General features: G+C 61.2%; 22 protein-coding genes and 3 pseudogenes. 13 read left to right on the forward strand and 12 right to left on the reverse strand.

Annotated features, from left to right (window positions below; genetic code table 11):
- Positions 1-427: 427 nt before the first annotated feature.
- The 6 genes from FS320_RS20910 to FS320_RS20925 all read right to left on the reverse strand — a co-directional run bounded on the left by FS320_RS20910 (position 428) and on the right by FS320_RS20925 (position 3,906).
- Entirely contained in the window at positions 428-1,096 is a 669-nt protein-coding gene (locus tag FS320_RS20910; protein ID WP_152713895.1) for a transglutaminase-like cysteine peptidase, read from the reverse strand.
- A gap of 187 nt (positions 1,097-1,283) precedes the next feature.
- Positions 1,284-1,478 (reverse strand): hypothetical protein, encoded by a 195-nt coding sequence (locus FS320_RS20915; RefSeq protein ID WP_152713896.1) that lies wholly within the window; start codon positions 1,476-1,478, stop codon positions 1,284-1,286.
- A 145-nt stretch (positions 1,479-1,623) separates the two neighbouring features.
- Positions 1,624-2,082 (reverse strand): MaoC family dehydratase, encoded by a 459-nt coding sequence (locus FS320_RS20920; RefSeq protein WP_152713897.1) that lies wholly within the window; start codon positions 2,080-2,082, stop codon positions 1,624-1,626.
- Complete coding sequence (locus tag FS320_RS46040) at positions 2,060-2,206, reverse strand: hypothetical protein (protein WP_162562908.1); 147 nt, start codon at positions 2,204-2,206, stop codon at positions 2,060-2,062. Before FS320_RS46040 ends, FS320_RS20920 begins: the two co-directional genes overlap by 23 nt.
- Positions 2,207-2,361: 155 nt before the next feature.
- On the reverse strand, positions 2,362-2,538 hold the full coding sequence (locus FS320_RS45240; RefSeq protein WP_153885321.1) for a hypothetical protein: 177 nt from the start codon (positions 2,536-2,538) through the stop codon (positions 2,362-2,364).
- An 873-nt stretch (positions 2,539-3,411) separates the two neighbouring features.
- Entirely contained in the window at positions 3,412-3,906 is a 495-nt protein-coding gene (locus FS320_RS20925; protein WP_152713898.1) for a lysozyme family protein, read from the reverse strand.
- Positions 3,907-4,416: 510 nt separating this feature from the next.
- Here FS320_RS20925 and FS320_RS20930 point away from each other — a divergent pair.
- Positions 4,417-5,406, forward strand: a complete 990-nt coding sequence (locus FS320_RS20930) for a 2-hydroxyacid dehydrogenase (RefSeq protein WP_152713912.1) — start codon at positions 4,417-4,419, stop codon at positions 5,404-5,406.
- 178 nt (positions 5,407-5,584) lie between these two features.
- On the opposite strand, the gene FS320_RS50805 is transcribed toward FS320_RS20930, so the two are convergent.
- The 3 genes from FS320_RS50805 to FS320_RS20945 all read right to left on the reverse strand — a co-directional run bounded on the left by FS320_RS50805 (position 5,585) and on the right by FS320_RS20945 (position 6,924).
- Entirely contained in the window at positions 5,585-6,025 is a 441-nt protein-coding gene (locus FS320_RS50805; RefSeq protein WP_420846756.1) for a 2-dehydro-3-deoxygalactonokinase, read from the reverse strand.
- Positions 5,976-6,419 (reverse strand): 2-dehydro-3-deoxygalactonokinase, encoded by a 444-nt coding sequence (locus tag FS320_RS50810; protein ID WP_152713900.1) that lies wholly within the window; start codon positions 6,417-6,419, stop codon positions 5,976-5,978. Before FS320_RS50810 ends, FS320_RS50805 begins: the two co-directional genes overlap by 50 nt.
- Before the next feature lie 178 nt (positions 6,420-6,597).
- Positions 6,598-6,924, reverse strand: coding sequence for an ATPase inhibitor subunit zeta (locus FS320_RS20945; protein ID WP_152713901.1), 327 nt, complete (start codon positions 6,922-6,924; stop codon positions 6,598-6,600).
- An 880-nt stretch (positions 6,925-7,804) separates the two neighbouring features.
- Between FS320_RS20945 and FS320_RS50815 the strand changes: the two are divergent.
- Positions 7,805-8,038 (forward strand): annotated as a pseudogene (locus tag FS320_RS50815) (hypothetical protein); the annotation flags it as partial.
- Between the two features lie 92 nt (positions 8,039-8,130).
- Here FS320_RS50815 and FS320_RS20955 read toward each other — a convergent pair.
- Together FS320_RS20955 and FS320_RS20960 are read right to left on the reverse strand one after the other, a co-directional pair.
- On the reverse strand, positions 8,131-8,736 hold the full coding sequence (locus FS320_RS20955; protein ID WP_162003128.1) for a carbonic anhydrase: 606 nt from the start codon (positions 8,734-8,736) through the stop codon (positions 8,131-8,133).
- A gap of 344 nt (positions 8,737-9,080) precedes the next feature.
- Positions 9,081-9,506 carry a hypothetical protein gene (locus tag FS320_RS20960; RefSeq protein WP_152713903.1) on the reverse strand — a complete coding sequence of 142 codons (426 nt, stop codon included), beginning with the start codon at positions 9,504-9,506 and terminating at the stop codon, positions 9,081-9,083.
- Between the two features lie 364 nt (positions 9,507-9,870).
- Here FS320_RS20960 and FS320_RS20965 point away from each other — a divergent pair, with 364 nt between their 5' ends.
- Positions 9,871-10,602, forward strand: coding sequence for an ion channel (locus tag FS320_RS20965; protein WP_338105428.1), 732 nt, complete (start codon positions 9,871-9,873; stop codon positions 10,600-10,602).
- Positions 10,603-10,737: 135 nt separating this feature from the next.
- Here the strand turns inward: FS320_RS20965 and FS320_RS20970 are convergent, their stop codons facing one another.
- Complete coding sequence (locus tag FS320_RS20970) at positions 10,738-11,505, reverse strand: outer membrane protein (protein WP_152713904.1); 768 nt, start codon at positions 11,503-11,505, stop codon at positions 10,738-10,740.
- Positions 11,506-12,079: 574 nt separating this feature from the next.
- On the opposite strand from FS320_RS20970, the gene FS320_RS20975 reads away from it, so the two are divergent.
- The 10 genes and pseudogenes from FS320_RS20975 to FS320_RS21020 form a co-directional block, all read left to right on the forward strand.
- Entirely contained in the window at positions 12,080-12,616 is a 537-nt protein-coding gene (locus FS320_RS20975) for a helix-turn-helix domain-containing protein (protein ID WP_338105429.1), read from the forward strand.
- Between the two features lie 160 nt (positions 12,617-12,776).
- Positions 12,777-13,589 (forward strand): DUF2092 domain-containing protein, encoded by an 813-nt coding sequence (locus FS320_RS20980; protein ID WP_152713906.1) that lies wholly within the window; start codon positions 12,777-12,779, stop codon positions 13,587-13,589.
- On the forward strand, positions 13,586-13,891 hold the full coding sequence (locus FS320_RS20985) for a hypothetical protein (protein ID WP_152713907.1): 306 nt from the start codon (positions 13,586-13,588) through the stop codon (positions 13,889-13,891). Before FS320_RS20980 ends, FS320_RS20985 begins: the two co-directional genes overlap by 4 nt.
- A gap of 329 nt (positions 13,892-14,220) precedes the next feature.
- Entirely contained in the window at positions 14,221-14,712 is a 492-nt protein-coding gene (locus tag FS320_RS20990; protein WP_244627274.1) for a helix-turn-helix domain-containing protein, read from the forward strand.
- Between the two features lie 355 nt (positions 14,713-15,067).
- Positions 15,068-16,048 (forward strand): phosphate acetyltransferase, encoded by a 981-nt coding sequence (locus FS320_RS20995; RefSeq protein WP_152713908.1) that lies wholly within the window; start codon positions 15,068-15,070, stop codon positions 16,046-16,048.
- Between the two features lie 3 nt (positions 16,049-16,051).
- Positions 16,052-17,260 (forward strand): acetate/propionate family kinase, encoded by a 1,209-nt coding sequence (locus FS320_RS21000; protein WP_152713909.1) that lies wholly within the window; start codon positions 16,052-16,054, stop codon positions 17,258-17,260.
- A gap of 17 nt (positions 17,261-17,277) precedes the next feature.
- Complete coding sequence (locus tag FS320_RS21005; RefSeq protein ID WP_152713910.1) at positions 17,278-17,793, forward strand: hypothetical protein; 516 nt, start codon at positions 17,278-17,280, stop codon at positions 17,791-17,793.
- A 36-nt stretch (positions 17,794-17,829) separates the two neighbouring features.
- On the forward strand, positions 17,830-20,145 hold the full coding sequence (locus tag FS320_RS21010; protein ID WP_152713911.1) for a DUF3141 domain-containing protein: 2,316 nt from the start codon (positions 17,830-17,832) through the stop codon (positions 20,143-20,145).
- Between the two features lie 97 nt (positions 20,146-20,242).
- Positions 20,243-21,048, forward strand: a pseudogene (gene fabI / locus FS320_RS21015) (enoyl-ACP reductase FabI).
- A 134-nt stretch (positions 21,049-21,182) separates the two neighbouring features.
- Positions 21,183-21,465: pseudogene (locus FS320_RS21020) on the forward strand (hypothetical protein); the annotation flags it as partial.

Raw genomic sequence — 21,465 nt, forward strand, 5'->3', positions numbered from 1 at the left:
CCATCAGATTAACTCAAGAGCGACCGGCCACACATGGCCTTCCGCACTATTCCACCTGTCAGCTGTCGCGGAGTCTGTGCGTGCGATGGTGTGAGCCCGGAATGTCTTCAAAGGTCCCCCGGATCTAGCAGCTTGAGCGGCTTTGGCGGTGATTTAGTCGAAAAGCTCTCAGGTGCCTCTTGGGCAACCTATTACGACCATCACCCTGTCAGATCAGGCCCTACATCCTATATGCTGATCTTGCAAAAAAGAGAATTGCGGACTCTTTCAACAGTATCGCGGTCAGAGATGACCTTCGTTGAGCGGCCCGAATTTCAAAGTCTGACCCTGCCGAGATCTTTAAGCGCCTGCGCTGAACGGGCCAATGCCAAGATGCCAGGTCGTCACTGTCGCTTGAGCCTCGAGACCAATCACGGTGTTGGCCCTGCTAGCGACCTGCGGTCGCGACAAGGGAAGAGATGGCTCCGCCAAGCGAAACCCAGTTTAACCCAGTGCCGCCTTCCCGCTGCAAGTAGATGTAGCCGGTCTTCCGCCACGGCAGCACCGCGTTGCGCTTGTTGTCGAGGATGAAGTCTCCCCGGTCTGTTCGCACCATCATGACCGCATGGGGCGCGCTGTCCTCATCAATGACGGCCGTCAGGCGCAGCGCGCGCCGGGGGATGCCGGCTGCAACAAGGCGCTGGCGCTTGACGAGCTGGTAGTCCTCACAGTCCCCGTAACCGTCCTCCGCAAGGTCCCAGTGATCCGCGACACCCCAATGCTCGCGGTCGGTCATAGGCTGTATTGCGGCATTCACCTGGCGATTCACACGGGTGATCGTCTGCCAAGCCTGGGGGGTGAGCGTGATGGTGGCCGGCTCGGACGGGTCAACGGTACATTGCTCCGGCTTTTGCCTGCACAAGCGAGTCCAGCCCGGGACCGGTGTGATGACATCGCTCTTCGTAGCGGCAGGCCTGGACCGGGAGGGCAGGGCGGCGACCGTTTGGGCGTGCGTTCCACTGCCGACCAGCATCAGAGCCAGCACGAGCATCGTCGGATGAAGCCTGCTTTTGAGGAAAGAACGAGCGCTCAGACGTCTGTAGAGAAGTTCCCGCATTACCCCCGCCGCCTTGCTGTTAAGGCTTGTTTATCAAACCTGACACCGCGATCCGGGCAATCTCAAGGCAACGTTACGCCATAGCCCCACCTGATGCCGCAGCGGCATGCCGAACGGAGCACTGACGGAGCTCGGGCTGTTGTGCTCCATGCCCTGCGCAGTCTGTCCGGGTCCGACTGGGGAGAAGCTAGCGGTCTGACACCGTTCCCCGGACATGCACGAACTTGTCGAGCTTAAGATGATCGACGCCAAGCTGTCCGGCCCATTCTGCCAGTGCGGAGCCGTAGAGCTGGGCACGGAAACGCGTCGGGTTCTCCGCGCAGCTTTTCAGTCTGACGAGCTCATTCAGGGCTTGTCTCAGAAGTTCTCGATCCACAGGCATCGTTGTACCTCCCCGCGAGATTGCCAGCCTGCATCCTAAGAGCCGAACCGTCAAAAGCGCAAAAGTCGTACGTTCCGGCTTCCCGGACGCGACATGCTGAACGCTATGCTTCGGTTCGCTCCTAAGGCCGTGGCGTTTCTCTTTGCTATCGGAAATGCACGGCAATGAGCTCGGCCACGCAGGCCGGACGCCCGCGCTTCTCGATTTCGATCGTGACACCGTAGGTCACCCGCAAGCCGTTGCGTGGCGCGTCCTCGGCCGCTGCAATGGTGACCCGGCCGCGCAGCCGCGAGCCTGCCGGCACCGGCGCAAGGTACCGGATGCGGTTTGCGCCATAGTTGAGGGTGCTCTTCAATCCCTCCAGATCGATGATAGAGCGGACGAACACCGGCGCGAAGCTGAGTGTAAGCAGACCGTGGGCAATCGTGGTGCCGGCAGGCAACTCATGCTCGGCGCGTTTGACATCGACATGGATCCATTGATCGTCGCCAGTAGCCCGAGCGAACTGGTCAATGCGCTCCTGCGTGACTTCAATCCAGTCGCTCACGCCAACCTCTGTTCCGACTGCTGTTTTGACCTCATCAAAGTTCTTGAAGATCCGCATCGTGCACCATGGTCACCGAAACGATTGTCTCACGCGCAACTTCCGCACCTTGCCCGCGTCGCCACCGCTCTCTGAGATCACTGTTGTGGCATAGCTTGACCGGATTGTCCTCGATGTCGCGCATCGTCAGGCAGGTCTCGGCCTCTAGCACATTGTGCGGAACCGGAGGTCCGCTCTGGACAATGCGCTCATCAGAGAAGAGAGAATCGGACGGATCTCACAAGTGGAGTCGACTTTTGGGTCCGAGGCTGGAGGGCTCGAGCTACCCACCTTCCAAAGCTACCGCGGCAAGCCACGCATGGGCATCGCGGCTCCCCCGAAGGTGTCATTGCGGATTGCGGGCGCCTGGTGCCCTTGGGACGTGACGTAGTTCGGCGGCCGGGCCTGGGTTCCCGTGTCGGAGACGCAGGCGGACAGGACGGCGCTGGCCGCAAGCACGACGATTATCATCCTCATGGAATCATCTTGATCTGCCGACGGGGCCCCGAACTCCGTGCCGGGATGTCCGTCGGCCATGAACCATCTCGCCAAGCGTCAAGCCGGTGAGTGTGGCGGGACGACCGTCATCGACGATCGCGCGGCCTTCGGGCCGAAGTATTCTCCTCACCATCGCCGGCCGCACCGTCGGGTTCGGCCCAGACGAGCGCCACGCTCATCATCAGCAGCCCGAGCATGGCCCTGCTCCGTGAAAGAACCCCGTCCGGGCAATCCGAACGGCGTACAGTTGGCAAAGGCCTCTGGTGCGGGGATGGGAGTGTGAGACCTTCGGAGAAGAAATCATGCCTCGTCTAACACCGGATTGCTTGACCGATCATGACAGCGGCTGAACTCTTCGGGACAATCGACTCTTTGCGAAGGGCTATTACCTACGTCCCGACCTGTCCGTGACGATGTTCGGAATCCTGATTGCCCACTGCTGTCCGAGATCACCGGGCTATCGCACATCCCACCACGGGCCGACCGCGTGCCGCGAAAGGCCATAGGGAAGCCTCAGAGGACACGCCGGTGCGGGTTCCGTCCGATAGAGCCGAGCGGACGCACTTGGGTTGCGCTTCCTCCGCGTGGCGCCCTTTGGAGGTGCCGGGAGAGGGCCGCCTCCTTGAGCTGGTGGATCAGGTGCTTTTATGTTCCGGGTGCCGTCTCTCTTGCCGGCTTTTCGCTGAACCACAGCGCCGAATAAGGCCACCGTTTGAGGATCACCGACCTTCGTTGCGAATGCCCGATCATGTGCGGCGAAGGTGCTCAGGTGCGCTTGGGATTGCGCCTCAATCGGCATCGCGTCCTCGTTCGACCCCGGCGCATCCGTATGGGCTCCCACGGAAATGACCTTCAGGGGCCGGCTGCGGACAGCCGCAGGGTCAGTGTCAGGACTGTTTCCGCGGCCATCGGCAGCACGCGATCCTCGTCCCAAGCCGCTTCGAGGGCCATCAGAAATGCCTCGTGATGGCCTTTGATCAGGTTGCCGATCGACATCCCGCCCGACCAGGATGGCACCACCGATTTGTCCCCGTTGATGATATCCCGCGCATTGCAGGGATCATCGTCGTGATCGTTGAAGTAATCGGCGAGTGCGGACCCGCAGAACCATCCGTCCGTCATGCCCTTGAGCATGACTGCGGCGGCGATCGGCGGCTCGAGCGCATTATCGGCATGCCATTCCAAAGAAGCGGCGGCGAACAGTTCGAGCTCGTGATCGGCCCTGGCATAATTGTCTCTCCAGGTCAGTTGCACGAAACCTCGGCCATAATAGGTTTGCCCGGTCTCGGAATCCGGCACGTCATAGGGCCTGCCGGCCCCATACCCGTATTCCGCGATCGGCAGCATGGTTGCCGCTGTTTCGTGATAGGTCGTGGCGAGTGCATAGGCCAGCTATCGCAGATCATCGGTTGGCGGCGCATCCTCCCATGTATCGAGGATGTAATTCATCCCATCGACTTGATCTTGTATCAACGATCCGCCGAAGGGGTCGGAACGCACGGCTTCAAAGAAAGTCTCTCGGTTGAACATGGCCGCCTCCCGGAAACAGGGGCCAGACGATCACGGCTCTCAGAAAGATGGTACTGGCGCTCATCGAAAGCTCTCCGGACCGGCGCGATAAACATCGAAACCGGTTAAAACTCTCCGGCTCTCGCCGCTGCTTCGCTTATGCCACCAACTCCGGCGCCGCGCTGCCTCAGCCATTGCCCTCAAGCTCTGAAGCCGGTTCGCCGCCTGGCTCGACACCTGTGGCCCATCTCCGGTATCGTGCGGACAGTCTTTGACGTAGGTTCGGGTATGGCGGCGACGATGAGAAGCGGGCCACCTCGTGGGATAATGGCGTCAGGGAGCAGGCACATGCGGATAGCGATGTTCAGTGTCCAGCGTTATGAACGCGTACTGCTGGATGAGGCAAACCTTCATCATGGGCATGATCTCGTCTCCTTCGATACTCTGCTTGGACCGGAGACGGTCTCCCTTGCGGCCGGGTTCCCGGCTGTCAGCGTTTTCGTCAACGATATTGTCGATGCCAATGTGCTGAAACACCTCGCCGGCGGCGGGACGAAACTCGTTGCGACGCGCTCTACTGGCTTCAACCAGATCGACCTGCAGGCGGCGGGGCAACTCGGCGTCAAGGTTGTTCGGGTGACCGATTACTCCCCAAATTCCGTAGCTGAGTTTGCGGTCGGCTTACTTCTCGCGCTCAATCGCAAAATTCCGCGCGCCTACAATCGTACCCGGGAAGGCAACTTCTCTCTCGATGGCCTGATGGGCTTTGATCTCGCCAATCGGACTGTGGCCGTGATCGGCACCGGCAAGATCGGCAGGATCTTCGCTCGGATCATGGCCGGCTTCGGATGCAATCTGATCGGCTTCGACGTGCATCGATCACCCGAATTCGAAGAGATCGGCGGCCGCTATGTGGATGCGAGCGGGATTGAGGATGCAGACGTCATCTCCCTCCATTGTCCGCTAACGCCCGACACCTACCATCTTGTCAATGCACAAACGCTCGCCCGCACAAAGAAAGGGGCGCTGCTGATCAACACGAGCCGCGGCGGCCTTGTCGACACCGAGGCCGCGATTGAAGCCCTGAAGTCCGGTCAGCTTGGCGGTATCGCTATCGATGTTTATGAGCAGGAAGCTGGTCTCTTCTTCAGGGATTTATCGAGCACTGTGATTCCCGATGATGTAATTCAGCGCCTAGTTTCGCTCCCGAATGTGATTGTCACCGGACATCAGGCATTCTTGACGCGGGAGGCGCTGAGCACGATCCTTGAGACGACCCTCGCCAGCATTTCGGATTTCGCAGCCGGTCGCCCCCTGATGAACGAAATCAAGCCATGAGCGTCGAGGTCCTCAGCTGACATTGCAAGTTTGACGTCGGCTGTACTGGCATCGTCACGTGGATTGGCTTGCCACAAACGTATGCTGAGGTAGAGCCTTTGGTTTCAGTGCCTGGTTTTCTTATGATCGTTATGCCTCTTCCTGACCAGCCCCATGATGAGGCGATCTGGAGTACCGCTTAACAACGTGACGCACCTTCGGGATGACAAGGGGCGGCCCCGATGGTGTCCGTGGGATCAGGCAGGAAGAGGCCGGGAATGGTGCCAATTCTGCCTCTTCCCTTTCCACAGAAAAGCTTCCTCGGCGGCCGGGAGGAGCAGACTTCAGGCCGCAAATAGGGCCACTTAGCAACTGGCCCTATTTGCGGCCTTAAACATGGCGAATTTGCACTGGCTTGGCTGTAAGTTGTCGTTTGTATTCGCGCCCCTACTGCACCCTTGTTGGGAGCCGGTTCGACCATAGAATGCTCGCGCAGCCGCCCGTACATCTCGCCTATCATATAGGGGGCGAAGCGATCCATGCGGCCGTTCTTCATCTCAATCCATTTTGGCGGGTGCCCGCCGAGCAGATCAATCCGTTTTCGGTGACTGCACCCAAGGCCGGCGTTCTCTCGCCGCACACGATGTCGGAGGCACCGGGAGCGAGCTCGCAGAACGGGCCGGGGATGACTTAGCCTTTGCGGCCGTTCTCCAGATCCACCGGCACGAGCGCCTGGGCGATCTCAGCCGGGCCTGAGGGGAGATGGCATACAGTGCCTCGAGCCAGCCCTCGCGGTTTCCAACCATGCCGGCGAGGAGCACCAGCGCGTCGGGCTCGGTCTCGAGCCATCGCCCGCATTGACGCAGGAACACATCGCGATGCGGACCTTTCTGCAGAGCCGAGACCCCATCATTTGACGGGACCTGATCGAGATTGGTTTTGTTCTCGATCAGATAGCCACGAAGGCGGGCCGTCCCCCGATCGGCGACGATGAAACGCATAGCCGGGGATCCCGTTGAAGGTCGCAGCGGCATAAGCCTCGTCGTTACAATCCACCATCTGGCATCCTATCAGAGATACTTGGTTGAGCCAAAAAGCCAAAGTCGAGTCAACCTCAGGCCCGCATAACCGGCCAAAGGCCCGTCGTAAGCACGCCGTCCTCTTCATCTCGTTCGCGCCCGGCAGCGCTCTGCTGACGATCGACAGCTGGCCTCAGCGCGACATGAGATTGCGCGCGAGCATCACCCCTGCGGCATCGGGGGAACCTCCTCGCGCTGTTGGCATGAGGTTCCCGACTTTGAGCATGAGCTCGGTCATGACACGGAGGATCTGCTCATCCGTTTGAGCGACGCCCGCGGTGTCAAAGTCCTTGCGAATTTTGCTGAATACGTCATTGCGCTGGGGATCGACCGTGCTCCTGGCGAGAGCCTCAGCATAAGCCTCGGCGTCCCGGCCTATGATCTTCAACTTCTCGGCGGCCCACCGGCCAAGAAGCAAATTGCGGAGGATCGTCCTCTGCACATCGTCGGAGTTGGTCATTCGAGCTCTCCAATTGCTGGTCGTTGATCAATAGGCAGGTCAACTTGCTCCTGAGTTCGGGCTTGGCCTTCAGCTCATGGCGCAAGTACGGCGCCATCCTTTGCGTCGCCGGGCCGCCACCGGTTTCGTCGTCCTCGCTCGGCAGCATGACCGGCATGAACAGGCAGACGCCCTGGGTCGGAAGAACCTCACACCACCTAGTCAATGTCAACGCCGGAATAGCCCAAAGTGTCACCACTTTGTCCCCTTTGATCAAGCACGGTGGTTGGGCGGGGGCTAGTATCCAAAATGTGATGATGGAGAGCGCCATGAGAGTGAAGGCTTTCGTGGCAGTCCTGAACTTGCATGCATTGGCTGCGAGAAGGATTCTTTGAGGATGCTCAGCATCGTTTTGTGCGCGGGCCTTATCGCTCTCAGCGCACTTGGAACCGCTTAAGCACAAACCAATCCTATTCAGGGCACGCCGGGATCTCCTTTCCCCTATGCGAGTCCTAACGAGATCCAGATGATCAATGGGTTACCTTGCCGGGCGATGAATTATCGACAGCAGAAAGCTCGCGTCGCTGTTGCGTGCACCGGCGCTGTCTCAGTCCATAGGGTTAATTGATCAACGGGAACCTCGCCGCATAGTGGGCCGTCTGCCATCGGATCTGCTATAGTGGCGTTCTGATCATCGTATTGCGAGTTGTCCCATGTCGCGCCGCCGCGAAGATCCCCTGCGCGCGCTCACTCCGGAGGAGCGCAAAGAACTCAGGCGTTTGAGCAGCTCGCACAGTGCTCCCGCCACCGCGCTCGACCGTGCCTGCGCCCTGCTGCGATTGCCAATGAAGCCACTTAGACCGCTGCCGTCCGTCTGGTCGGACGCGGCCACACCGAGACAATCTCGGCCTGGGTCAGCCGCTTCAACCGGGAGGGGCTGGCCGCCGTGCACCCTCATCATGCCGGCGCGCCGCGGATCTGCTTTGCAGCCCAGGAGCAGCAACGCATTCTGGCCGAGTATGCGCGCTCGCCCGAGCGGGAGCAGGATGGTACGGTCACTTGGTTGTTGAGCCTGTTGCACACAGCCCTGCGCCAATCCCCTGACGGCCAGCCGCAGGTCAGCCAGTTCACTATCGCGCGCACCTTGCACGAAGGCGGGTCTGAGCTGGCAGAAGGGCCGCACCAGGTGAAAGACCGGCGCGGCGCTGCGTCGGCGCTATTCCATCCTCATGTTTCCTCGAGGAAGTGGACCGCTCCGGTTATGATGTCATACACACCCCCGACTAGCTTAAACTCCCCAGCCGCCACGCGCACACCCGCCTCCGTCTCAAGGATCTGCCGCATGGTCCACCAGACGTTGGCCTCGACGGCGGCGGAGAGTTGAGATTCCGTAAGTGCATCCGCTTCGATCTCACGCAGTCCGGGCAGGATGCTGTCGACGAGCACCTGGATGCGTGATTGATGCCTCACACCGCGCAACCGATAAGCCAGGGCAGCACGGACGGCGCCGCAGCCGGAATGCCCGAGGACGACAAAGAGGGGCGTCCGAAGATGTGCGCCCGCATACTGCAGACTGCCCGCGATTTCTGAGGACAGGACATTTCCTGCAACGCGAATGACAAATAACTCGCCGAGAACTGCATCGAAGATAAGCTCAGGCGCGACGCGTGAGTCAGAACAGCCAAGGATTGTCGGAAAGGGCTGCTGCCCCTTCGCCAACTTTGCAAGGACATCCGGTCGCATTCCCGTGAGACGTGCTTCCCCCCTTTGGAACCGGGCATTGCCTTCGACTAGAAAGCGCAGGGCATCGTCGGCGCGAACAGCGTTGGTCATGCGCATCTCCGAATCACACGCCGCCGTCTACTCGGGTGCAGGCCCTTCGACCCGGCCCCGGGCAGTCTGGGTTGAGCGATCCCTGACGCTCCGGGTGGGATCCGCCTCAGTGGGGCGGGGCTGGCCCTAGCGGTCCTCACCACTATCGGAATGTTCGGCACATTCGTCAAAACCGCTGGTCTGCCGGGAAGCCAATGTGCCTCGCCACGCGGTCGGTAACACTCGTCTTTCTGTCGCGCGGACAGGTTCAATGCCTGACTGCTTGAGACAAGGTTTTGACAATTTAGGACAGGGAATCGGCCTCTGCCACGGGGACAGGAAGTCAGCCCTAGCTGCAGGTGCCGTCATCGCGAGCAGCGCTGGTATTGGGTGCCGGTCGTGTCCTGCTCATTGAAGTAGCGCCTGAGTGAGCCGTCCGGCTGGGTTGCCATGAGAACTCTTACCTCATTGCCCGCCACGGCGTTGGCGCAGTTGAGAAGGAAACGTTCACGGTCCCCGGTCTGCCTGACCGATTTGATCCGGCACGACGCTTGGGGCGTCTTTAGGCGGTTGCCAGAAACGATGAAGGCGGGCACGAAGATGTCGACCGGCCTCTTGAACGAGATTCCTTTTCCGTCGGATGAATACACCTCCGCACAGCCGGAGCCCCCGGCCAGCCAAGCGCCCTGGTATCCCGAAAGTCCTCCCTGCGCCATTGCACCCAAGGCCCCTGCCGGCGCGGCAAGACCCAGGCCAAGCCCGGCGGCACCCACAAGTCCCGCAATTCGCATCGTGTCCTCCTCCGACAGGGCATCCGTTCAAGACCGTCTTACGGGCAGCCGGCCAAGTCTGGGTCACTGTAAGCCGGACGGGCCATCTTGCTTGACCGAAGGGGACAATCAGTATGCAGTTTGGGCCAGTGCCTCCGAGGCATAGCGGGCAGCGCCGCACGGACCCAGTAGCCGCAGGCGCCTCACTTTTAGGATCCGCTGGAGATGGCGAACCCTCGTTGCGGCAAGCAATTTCCGCCAGTGCTGTCTGCAGGACCCAAACGGCGTCACCTTCGAATGACACCGCCCATGACCTCAATCTCGAGTGCCACCTGATTTCCCGCGGCGGCCGCCCGTTGCCGGCACACCACTTTTGAGCTGTGCCGTGGAGGGCAACAAACGTTATCATGCCATCGACATGCACAGGATTGTGGGTCGCATCAGGGAGCTTCGCCGACTGCGGCGGGTGTATACGGACCGGCTGCTCACGCTGCTGACCGTGGTGCTCATGCTCGCGATGTTTGTCTTCGCCCCACTGCAGGCCGTGGGAATTTTCGTGTTCCAGGGCTTCGCGATTGCCGCCCTGTTGGCCATCATCGGCAGCATGTTCGTCATCTCGGACCATCCCGCGGCACTCGCCGTGATGTTTGTCTGTCTCACGGCCAACATCGTGGTCTTCATGCTCCGTCTCTATTATCCGCCATGGCCATACAACCTTTATGTTTTGGCTTCGGCCTGGCTTGCCATCGCAGTCACCCTCGGGGCGGTCGTCGCCCAGGCGGTCTTCCGGCGTGGCCGCGTCACCTACCACCGCATCGTCGGCGCCATCCTGCTGTACCTGCTCATCGCCGTCCTGTTCGGGACGCTGTACATCTTTGTCGGGCTGTCGATTCCGGATGCCATCAAGGGCATCACGTTCGAGGACAACGCGGCCCTTGCCAACTCGGTGTTCTATCTGAGTTTCGTGACCCTGACCTCGACGGGCTACGGCGACATCATTCCGGTGCATCCGATCGCCCGCACGCTCTGCATCCTCGAAACCGTCATCGGCCAACTGTATCCGGCAACATTGCTGGCGAGGATCGTGACCCTCGAAATGCGTCAGGGCAGCGACTGAGAATGCAACTCTCGTGGGTGCCGCTGTCCACACATGCTGGTGCCAGTTCAAGGCCGTTCAGAGCCTCTGCGATCCTGACAGGAAATATAAAGGCCCGGAGTGATCCGGGCCTTTTCCGTGTCTTGTGGTGTGTGCTCAGTATGTGCCGAATTTGAAGTTCAGCTTGGCGCGCGCCACGAAGAACTCGTTCTCGTTATCCTGCCCCACTGGCGAAAACAGTTCGACGGCCGGTCCGCCGCCGGCCGGCGTGAAGGTCCCGACCGACCGCTCGAAGTTGTCGTCGTCACTGTCGACGCTAATCCACAGCCCTTCAAGGCCGAAGGTCACCGCCGAGGAGCCGAACCAGTTCACCGGCAGAGCCCATTCGACGCCAGCACCGGCGACCCAGCCGGTGTTATCGTCGGTATAGGCCAGACCACCGGTGGCGTAGATCAACACGCGATCGAAGGCCACACCGGCACGGGCCCGCACCGTGCCGAACCAATCCGACAGATCGTTGTCGAAGGAGCCGGGCACGAAGGTGCCGGCGCCGAACGGAACGAACGCCACGTTTTCGGCCTGGTCGGTGTCGGCCCACTGGATGTCGGTCTCAACACCGATCACGAACGAGCCGATCTGGTAGTTGTAGCCGATCTGACCACCACCGGTGAACCCGCCGTCGCCGTTGCCCGGGAAGAACAGGGTGCCCGGGACCGCGCCGCCGAGGACGACCGCTTGCTTATTATCGTCACGCCAGCCCCAGCCGGCGTTCACACCGGCGTAGAACCCGGTCCACGTGAAGATCGGTGCTGCAATGAACGGAGCTGGAGGTGGGGCCTGAGGAAGATCAGCCGCAGAGGCAGCGGACAGTCCGGCGGTTGTCAGAGCGGTTGCGGCCAAGAGGCCAAGAAGTCGTGTTCTCATAGGCTTCCATCCCTTGTGCGAGGAGTCGCACAGTCAAGTATGAAGCAGTAGCGCATCTTGGCTATGACAAAGATGCAACACTGAAATTTATTTGCTATTTCTGTCAGTATTTGTTTGGTAGCGGAACGTTGTTGGGATCAGGTGCGTTACGCAATTGAGGAGTATACTTGGCGCTTTGACGGCCTGCGACGCCGAGCTTCTCACCGCAGGAGGACGTGATGCACTCCCAAAGGGCAGGGTTCTTTGTATTTGAGCTGCCATTTTTGGGGTTTACCCAGTTAGCTTTCAGGGTTTTACCTGATGGCGCAGCTTGGCAGTTCACATAATCTCGCGCTGACACTTCGGGTTATGATCCGGTGCTCAAGACGATTTAAGATACCCGGAGCATTATCAGGTCGGTTACGTAAGGCCTCCGATCGACCCGCATGAGGTTCTCATGACGTAAGTTGATGGCACCAAATATCTGACACCAGGTGAGGGCCGGCAACCACGCCTGTCGCCCCAGACCGCCGCAGCAATTGACGGCCGAACCCTTCCCTCCGGCTACATTCACCTTGGCATCTCCAAGGAGATCGTGCCAACGCTGCGCGAACTCGGCGTTGATCCCGATCCGGTGATCCGGGCGGCAGGACTGGGTCCGTGCCTATTCGACGATGGGGTGAGCCTGCTCCCGTTTGCGGCCTTGGTCCGGCTCTACACCCTGTGCGTGGCTCGCACGGGCTGCGCGACTTTCGGGCTGCGGGCCATGCCGGAGAAGAAGTTCCTGCAGTTGACGGGCGCGCAAAGCTCCGAATTCTCGGACGACATTCGGCGGTTGCTGCGCACGCGGCTGACCAGCAACCACTGTTCGGCCGATGACATTGCCCATTTGCTCACAATGCACAGGCGCACCCTGAGCCGTCGGCTGAAGGGCGGTGGCATGGGCTACAGGGCAATTACGAACGAGATCCGGTTCGAGATTGCACGTCAGTTGCTGCAGGACACCCAAGTGCCACTCGCCCAGATCGCGGCGGCGCTCGGCTATTCGGAAGCGAGCGCCTTCACTCGAGCCTTCCGGCGCTGGTCGGGCCAGACACCGACAACGTGGCGGGACGAAGGTCCTCATGAGTGAGGCCCCGGCGGCCTAAACTGTCAAGAGATTGTCCCTAGAGGTCAAGCACGATGCCACGGCTGGCCTATACTGATCCGATGGCCGGCTGATGATCCCGTGCGATCAAGCACGAATGTTCTCAACGGTTTGCATCTGGAGGAAGTCCAGGGAGGATCGCACGATGAACCAAGGGATCGATTTGGGTCGCGGCGCTTCGCTTGCGAAAGCCGTGGCCCGACTCGCAATTGTCGTGGCCATTGCTGGCGCACCGGCATCTGCTGCGTGGGCCGAGGAGGGGGACGCAAAGACCATTCTGAAAGCCATGGCAGACTACGTGGGCCGCCAAGAGCATCTGACCCTGAAGTACGACACAGATATCGAGGTGGTGACCCCGGCCGTCGAGAAGATTCAATTTAGCGCTTCGGGCGATGTTACCATGAGCCGCCCGAACAAGTTCCGCATTAGTCGAACTGGTGGCTATGCAGACGTCGAACTCGTGTCGGACGGCTCTACCGTGACCGTGCATGACAGTGGCGGCAAGCGGTTCGCCCAGGTTTCTGGGAGTGGCTCCTTCGACGAGGTTGTCGACAGACTCCGGAGCGAGGCGTCGCTCGAACTTCCGGGGGCTGATCTCCTGCTGTCAAAGCCCTATGAAGAACTCATGGCAGGGGTGCTGGAGGCCAAGCACATCGGTCGCGGCGTCGTCGAGGGTGTCGAGTGCGAGCATCTTGCCTTCCGGAATCTCGAGACCGACTGGCAGATCTGGATCGAAGTCGGCGCGAGGCCAGTGCCGCGCAAGTACGTCATCACAAGCAAGGCGGTTGGAGCCGCACCTCAGTATACGCTGCGGCTCCGCGACTGGAAAACCGGCGTCACTCCGGCACCGGATGCGTTCGCGTTCAACCCACCGGCCGGCTCCAGTGGGGTCGCGATCACTCTGCTCAATGACATTGATGAAATTCCCGCAGGTGTTGTTCCTGGAGGTGCGAAATGAACAGATCAGCACTTCAGGTGGCGCTCCGCTCCGCACTCACGCTTTTGGCTGGCGGTTGGGTCCTGTTCTGGAGCGGTGATGCGCCGGTTTCATCGGGCTCGTTGATCAGCCAGGCGGAGGCAAGGATTGGACGACCTGCAACACCCATGAGCTACGCCGGCGTCGCCCGACGGACCACCCGCAGGAGTGTTGCCTACGGGGCGGCAGCCGGAGCTGCGGCGGCCGGAACGTACTACTACGCGGCTCCCGGCTGCCGGCAGGTCGTGAACTCCTATGGACAGATCGTATACCGCTGTCCGTAGTCAGCGTGCGCCCTAGCTGCTGCCCTGATCGGAGGCGCGGAGATTCGATGCTGCCGTGAGTCCGGATCGCGGACCCTCGTGAAGGGCGTCATGAGCGAGGTGTTCTACCTGTTCGACGCAATTGGTAAGTCACTTCAGAGCGAATCCAAAAAAGGAATGGAGAGTTCGCTTCGTGAAACTGAGAGGTCATAGCGGATCACGACGAGGCCCATCCATCTTCAGCTCTTAAATGTCATGCAAGAGTCCAAGCCGATCGAGTAGAGAGATGACGTAACGCTATAGTGAGGCCGGTTCGGTAGCAGCAGGACCTTCAGCAAGGGGAGGGAGCGATGGAGATGCCATCTACCCGCAGACCAGACGAACCGAATTTGAGTCAGGGCTTTGGTTCTATCACCGACGATCTGCGCCGCGTTCTTCGTATCGAACTGCTCAGGGGCACCTGTTCAGTCACCACAGTCGCTCGTTTTTTCTCAATGCACCGCCGTACGTTGCACCGTCACTTGCGGATGGAAGGGTTCGCGTTCAGACAGGTGGCTGATGAAATCCGCTTTGAGATTGCGTGCGAGCTTCTGGAAAACACCGATATGGCTCTCAGTCAGGTTGCCGCAGCCCTGCAATACTCCGAGCTAAGTGCTTTCACCCGAGCCTTCCGGCGCTGGTCGGGACAGAGCCCGTCGGCGTGGCGCACCAGTCATAGCCGTGTTCGGAAATCGCGGCGACTCCACAAACCGCGTGGGACCTCCTTACCCACAGATCCTGATGGTCGCCCCGGTCAGTCAGACCAGCTTCCCCTGAGCCATGTGAAGCATACCGCGGAGTGAGACCGCTCAGACGTGAATGATCGAACTGCGTATCGAAAAAGCGTCGCAGAGGATTTATCCAAGTGGGTGTGCCGACCGAGGGTTGAACCTGCCCTTGAAGCGATAGCGCCATGGGGCCTCGTGCCAAGGTGAGACGACGATCACGCTCATTTTCCCGCAGGGCAGTCCCAAATTGTCAACCCAATGGCCCAACCGGTCAAGCAACGGGTTGAGGACGGGCCATACTCCTCTCGGCAAAACGAGATGGGCATCGCGAACATGGCCTAGGCCTTATTCCGACATGCCCCTTTGGCACATTCGGCGAGACCCGGCAGTCAATCGCAACGCCCATTGGAAGCATAGCGTGGAGGCAATCATGACGGTTGCGGTTTCAGCCCAAGGCACGTCTCAGCAGGGCCAGAGGCGGCACGACAAGTATGACCGGCTCGTGGCGACCGCACAGTCCCTGCCAAAGCTGAAGGTGGTCGTGGCGCACCCGTGCGATGCGGCCTCTTTGGGCGCGGTGTTTGAGGCGGTCGCGCTCGGTCTGATCGATCCGATCCTGGTCGGGCCGCAGGCTAAGATTACCGCAGCTGCGGAGGCGCTTGGCAAGGATGTTTCTAAGTTGCGCATCGTCGATGCGCCGCACAGCGATGCCGCGGCAGGTGCGGCTGTCGATCTCGTGAAGGCTGGCGAGGCCGAGGCGCTGATGAAGGGCAGCCTGCACACGGACGAGCTCATGGGTGCCGTCGTTCGCCGCGAGGGCGGCCTGCGTACGGCCCGGCGGATCAGCCACTGCTTCGTCATGGACGTTCCCGACCATGAAACCGCGCTGATCATTACTGATGCCGCCGTCAACATTGCGCCGACGCTGGAGGACAAGGTCCACATCGTCCAAAACGCCATCGAGCTTGCTCGGGCTCTGCGGGTCGATCCGGTGCGGGTGGCGATCCTTTCTGCGATGGAGACCGTGAACCCGAAGGTGCCCTCGACCATCGAAGCTGCGGCTTTGTGCAAGATGGCTGATCGCGGGCAGATCACAGGGGGAATCCTCGACGGTCCTCTCGCGCTCGACAACGCCATCGACCTCGGTGCGGCGAAGATCAAGAAGATTGCTTCGCCGGTTGCCGGACAGGCCAATGTTCTCGTGGTCCCAAACCTAGAGGCGGGCAACATGCTGGCAAAAAGCCTGACCTTCCTTGCCGACGCCGACGCGGCTGGCATCGTGCTCGGCGCCCGTGTTCCGATCATCCTCACGAGCCGGGCCGACTCGACGATCACTCGGCTGGCGTCCTGCGCCGTGGCCTCGCTCGTCGCCGATGCGCAGCGCTCACAGCTATCCATGCCGGAGGTTTGAGCCATGACGCCCGTCCTGATCGTCCTCAACGCCGGGTCATCGAGTCTCAAGTTCCAAGTGTTCGATGTGCTGGACGGCGCGGAGCCGCGGCTCGTCTGGAAGGGGCTTTATGAAGGGTTGGGGGAAACGGCACATTTCCTCGTCAAAGACACAGGCGGCTCAGTCCTGGGCGAGATGACGTGGAGTTCCGATGACCGGTTCGGGCACGAGGAGGCGTTGATGCACCTCGTCTCGTGGTTGAGCCAGTTTCGGGAGGAACGCAAGCCCATGGCCATCGGGCATCGGGTCGTCCATGGCGGTGCGGCCTTTTCTAGCCCAGTGCTGGTTGACGAGTCGGTCCTCCAGTCGCTTGAGGCGCTGGTGCCGCTCGCGCCTTTGCACCAGCCCCATAACCTGGAACCGATCCGGATCGTGCGCAGGCGCTTGCCGGGGATGCCGCAGGTCGCCTGCTTCGATACTGCTTTCCATCAATCCCAATCCGACATTGCGACGATGTTCGCCCTGCCGCGCGACATGCGCGAACGCGGCGTTCGGCGTTACGGCTTTCACGGATTATCCTACGACTACATTGCGTCCGTTCTGAAACACTATGATCCCCACCTTGCCAAGGGCAGGGTGATCGTCGCCCATCTCGGAAACGGTGCGAGCCTGTGTGCTCTCAAAGCCGGCGTCAGCGTCGCGACGACCATGGGCTTCTCCGCCCTCGACGGCCTGCCGATGGGTACCCGCTGCGGCGCCGTCGATGCAGGCGTCATCTTCTACATGCTCCGGGAGATGAAGCTTACGCCGGAGGAGGCCGAGCGCATGCTCTACACCAAGTCCGGACTGCTTGGGGTGTCCGGCATCTCAAACGACATGCGGGTGCTGCGGTCGAAGGCGGCGAGTGAGGTCGACGCCAGGCGCGCCATCGATCTTTTCGTCTATCGTATTCTGCGCGAAATCGGCTCCCTCATGGCCGCCCTCGGCGGGATTGACGGGCTCGTCTTCACAGGCGGCATCGGTGAAAACGATGTGGCAACCCGCGCGGAAGTGATCGCGGGTCTCGCCTGGGTGGGCCTCGCCCTCGATGAAGCCGCCAACCGCGCCGGCGGACCGCGGATCTCTGCCGGCTCCGGACCCACAGCATGGGTCATCCCAACCAACGAAGAACTGGTGATCGCCCGGCAGACGCGCAGCGTGCTCGGCGCCACGCAGGCTCGCCTCGCATCCTGAACACGGAGATTGATGTCATGGAAACGCTAAAGACGAAGCCGGAAGAGTCACAGGCCCAGCAGGAGCTCGGCGACGAGACGTTCATGTCGGCAGCCGACCTTCGGAACTACATGACCGAAATGCAAATGGCGAATGCCGTCAAATTGACCGATGGCGTCATGGGCCGCGCCGAGAAAGCCCGCGAGGACCTGATCAAACGGCTCTCCGAGCCGCTTGATCTCACCCCGGAGCGGTTGAAGGAGATCCTCGAACCGCTGCGGTCCAAGCTGCGAGCGGCGGCGGCACGCGGTCAAACGGAGCTGATGGTCATGCGGTTTCCCAATGCCCTTTGCACCGACAAGGGCCGCGCGCTCAACAACGCGGATCCAACTTGGCCGGAAACGCTCACGGGTCGCCCGCGTCAGGCCTACGAATTATGGCGCGATCAGTTGCGATCCGCCGGATTCAGATTGAATGCGATGATCATCGAATGGCCCGGCGGGTTGCCGGGCGACGTCGGCTTTTTCCTCAAATGGGGCGAGCAAAAGAAGTGATGATTTCCGGAAAGCCAGCTTGATTGGACGATTGTGATGAGACAGGCCGAAGCCGCAACTCAGCGAAGCCAGGATGGTGCTCAAGCACGACTGACGGAGGTCGCCCGTGCGCAGGCGAAGTTCACCGAGGTCTATCAGGAACGGTGCACAGGTGCGGTTCAGCGCTATGTCGATGCGGTGAAAGTCGCGAGCGAGCCATTGCGGGAGAGCCGGGCCCGCCCGGTGACGCCTCTCGACTTCTGGCGCGATGCCAGTGCCTATTGGCTCGACTTCACCCAGCGCTCGATCCTGTTCTGGGACACCCTGCGCCAGCGTGGCAACAACTGGCTCGAACATGAGAAGGCCGGCAAGCCGCCGCTGCTGGATTTCGACTGGGAGATGGTCGCCGATGCCCGTCAATTCGAACGGCCGGCGAACTATGCCCTCGTCCAGATCACCCCACCCGCTGGCATCGAGACAGACCCGACGCATCGCCCCTTTGTCGTCATCGATCCACGCGCCGGCCATGGACCCGGCATTGGCGGCTTCAAGCAGGACTCACAGGTCGGTGTCGCGCTCAAGGCCGGACACCCGGTCTACTGCGTGATCTTCTTCCCGGAGCCGGAGCCCGGGCAGACCCTCGCCGATGTCTCCCGTGCCGAGACTGAGTTCCTCCGCATCGTCGGTGAGCGTCATCCGAAGACCCGCAAGCCGGTCGTGATTGGCAACTGCCAGGGCGGCTGGGCCTCCATGCTCATCGGCGCCCTCGAACCGGACCTCGTCGGGCCCATCGTCATCAACGGCGCTCCAATGTCGTACTGGGCCGGCAACGATGGTGAGAACCCGATGCGCTATGCAGGCGGCATGCTCGGCGGCACCTGGCCGGCGCTTCTGGCCAGCGATCTGGGCGCCGGTACGTTCGACGGGGCCTACCTCGTCGACAATTTCGAGTCCCTCAACCCGGCGAACACCTACTTCGACAAGTACTACACTCTGTTCTCTAAGATCGACACCGAGCCGGAGCGCTTCCTGGAATTCGAGCGCTGGTGGGGCGGCTTCTTCCTGATGGACCGCCAGGAAATCAAGTGGATTGTCGAGAACCTGTTCGTGGGCAACAACCTCGCGGACGGCGACGCAGAATGGTCAGAGGGTCGGGCCTTCGACCTGCGGGCGATCCGGTCGCCGATCATTCTGTTCGCGTCGCTCGGCGACAACATCACGCCGCCGCAGCAGGCGTTCAACTGGGTGGCCGACCTCTATCCCACCACGGAGGCGCTCAAGGCGAACGGGCAGGTGATCGTCGGGCTGATGCACAAGAGCGTCGGCCATCTCGGCATCTTCGTCTCGGGCGCTGTCGCCAAGCGCGAGCACACCCAGATCGTCGACCTGATCGAGTACATCGAGCATCTGCCTCCGGGCCTCTACGGTATGCAGGTCGAGGAGCAGAAGACGAACGGGAGCGTGCGCTACGACGTGCTGCTGACGGAGCGGCGGGTCGAGGACCTGCAGGTCCTGCAGAAATACGGCCGCAAGGACGAGGGGCCGTTCAAGGTGGTCGAGAAGACCTCCGAGGCACTCGCTTCCGCCTACGAGACCTTCGTGCATCCATTCGTGGCCCCGATGGTCACCCCGGCGGCCGCAAAGGCTGCCAGGGCGCTCAATCCGCAGCGGGCGCAGCGCTGGGCAGTGTCGGACCTCAATCCTTTCCTGTGGCCGCTCAAGGGCATGGCCGACATGGTGCGCGCGAACCGGGCGCCACGTGACAACGAAGGCCCGATGGCAGCGATGGAGCACTGGATGGCCGCTGTCACCTCCGCCTCCTGGGACTTCTATCGCGACCTGCGCGACGCCTCGGTGGAGAACACCTTCTTCCGCATCTACGGTTCGGCCAGCATCGGCATGGCCGCGGAGGACAAGGAAGCCGATGCGGAAGAACCCATTGATGTGCGGAATGCACCTCTGGTCAAGGAGGCCCTGTCTCACATTGAGGACGGCGACCGGACGAAGGCCATGGTTCGCACGGCGCTGCTGATGATGAAGGCAGGCACCGGGCGGCGGCGACTCTCGGCCATGAAGCGAGCCCGCGAGCTAGTCGGCAACGACATCGGCCTTCTCGACATGCCGGCGGAGGTCGCCCGCGCGATCATCCGCGAGCAGTCCTACATTGTCGACTTCGAGCCGGTGAAGGCGCTCCTGGCGTTGCCGAAGCTCCTGCGGACCTCCGAGGACCGGCGCGGGCTGCTCGATCTGCTCGACCGCGTGGAGGGCCGGATTGAGGCCAACGCGAAGCAGACGGCCTTGCTGGGCGAGATCCGGCGCCTTCTCTCCGATAACGGCACCGGAGGCAAAGCCAAGGCGCTCCGATCACGGTGACACTGGCGGAGAACCAAGCCGAGGGGCGCCCGAAGGCGGCGGTAAAGCAGCAATCCACCCGGCGCGCCAGCGACACCCGACGCACGAGGCCAAGCTCATGAACGACCACCCCACTAAACTGCCTAAAGCCGCCATCCAATCCAGGATCCTGCACGGCAAGCGGGCCCTCGTGATCGGCATCGCCAACGAGCAGTCAATTGCCTACGGCTGCGCCCGGGTCTTCCGCGAGCTTGGGGCCGACCTCGCAGTGACGTACCTCAACGAAAAAGCCCGGCCCTATGTCGAGCCTCTCGCCAAGGAGCTCGGTGCGCCGATCTTCGTGCCCTGCGATGTGGCTCAGAGTGGCCAGCTCGAAGCGGTTTTCCAGCAGATCCGCGAGACCTGGGGCAGCCTCGATATCGCGCTGCATTCCATCGCGTTCGCGCCAAAAGAGGATCTGCAGGGGCGGCTCCTCGACAGCTCGGGCGAGGGTTCAAGGTGGCGATGGACATCTCCTGCCACTCCTTCATCCGCATGGCGAGACTCGCCGAGCCCTTGATGACTGAGGGCGGGACCCTCCTGGCGATGAGCTATCACGGAGCGAACAAGGTCGTCCCGAACTACAACCTCATGGGTCCGGTGAAGGCGGCACTGGAGAGCGCCGTCCGTTACCTTGCCTATGAATTGGGTGACAAACACATCAGGGTGCATGCCGTGTCGCCTGGCCCCTTGAAAACCCGGGCAGCCTCCGGCCTGAAGGGCTTCGATGTTCTTCTCACCGAGGCGGTCGAACGGGCCCCCATCGGTGAACTCGTTGATATTGACGATGTTGGACTGACCGCGGCGTATCTGACGACACCTTTCGCGCGACGGTTAACGGGGACGACGACTTATGTTGATGGTGGCCTGAGCATCATGGCGTGATGGGTGCGCACTAATGATAGAAGAACAGTAACCGGAGATGCCGATGACTTTCAGTCTCCCGTCTCTGAAGCATTCCGCGGGCATCGTCATGTTCGCATTAAGAGCGGTGCCTAGGCGTTCTTGGGAGGGCTGCTATGACCGCAACGCTTAATCCTGCCGCGCCCCATCATCTACCGGCGTTCATCACCGCACCCGGCGAGAGCGACATCCTCATGACGGTCATGGCGGTGTTTCTGATCATCGCCGTGATGGCCGTAGGGTTGTTGTTCCTGCGCCTGCATACCTTGCCGGAGCGCATGGCGCACAGGTCGCACAAGCTGCAGTTCGAGATCGTCGCCGTGCTGGGCCTGCTGGCTCTCTTCACGCACATGCACATCTTCTGGGTCGCCGGCCTGCTGCTCGCCCTGATCGACATTC

It is taken from the genome of Microvirga tunisiensis, assembly GCF_009296175.1.
Classification (GTDB): domain Bacteria; phylum Pseudomonadota; class Alphaproteobacteria; order Rhizobiales; family Beijerinckiaceae; genus Microvirga; species Microvirga tunisiensis.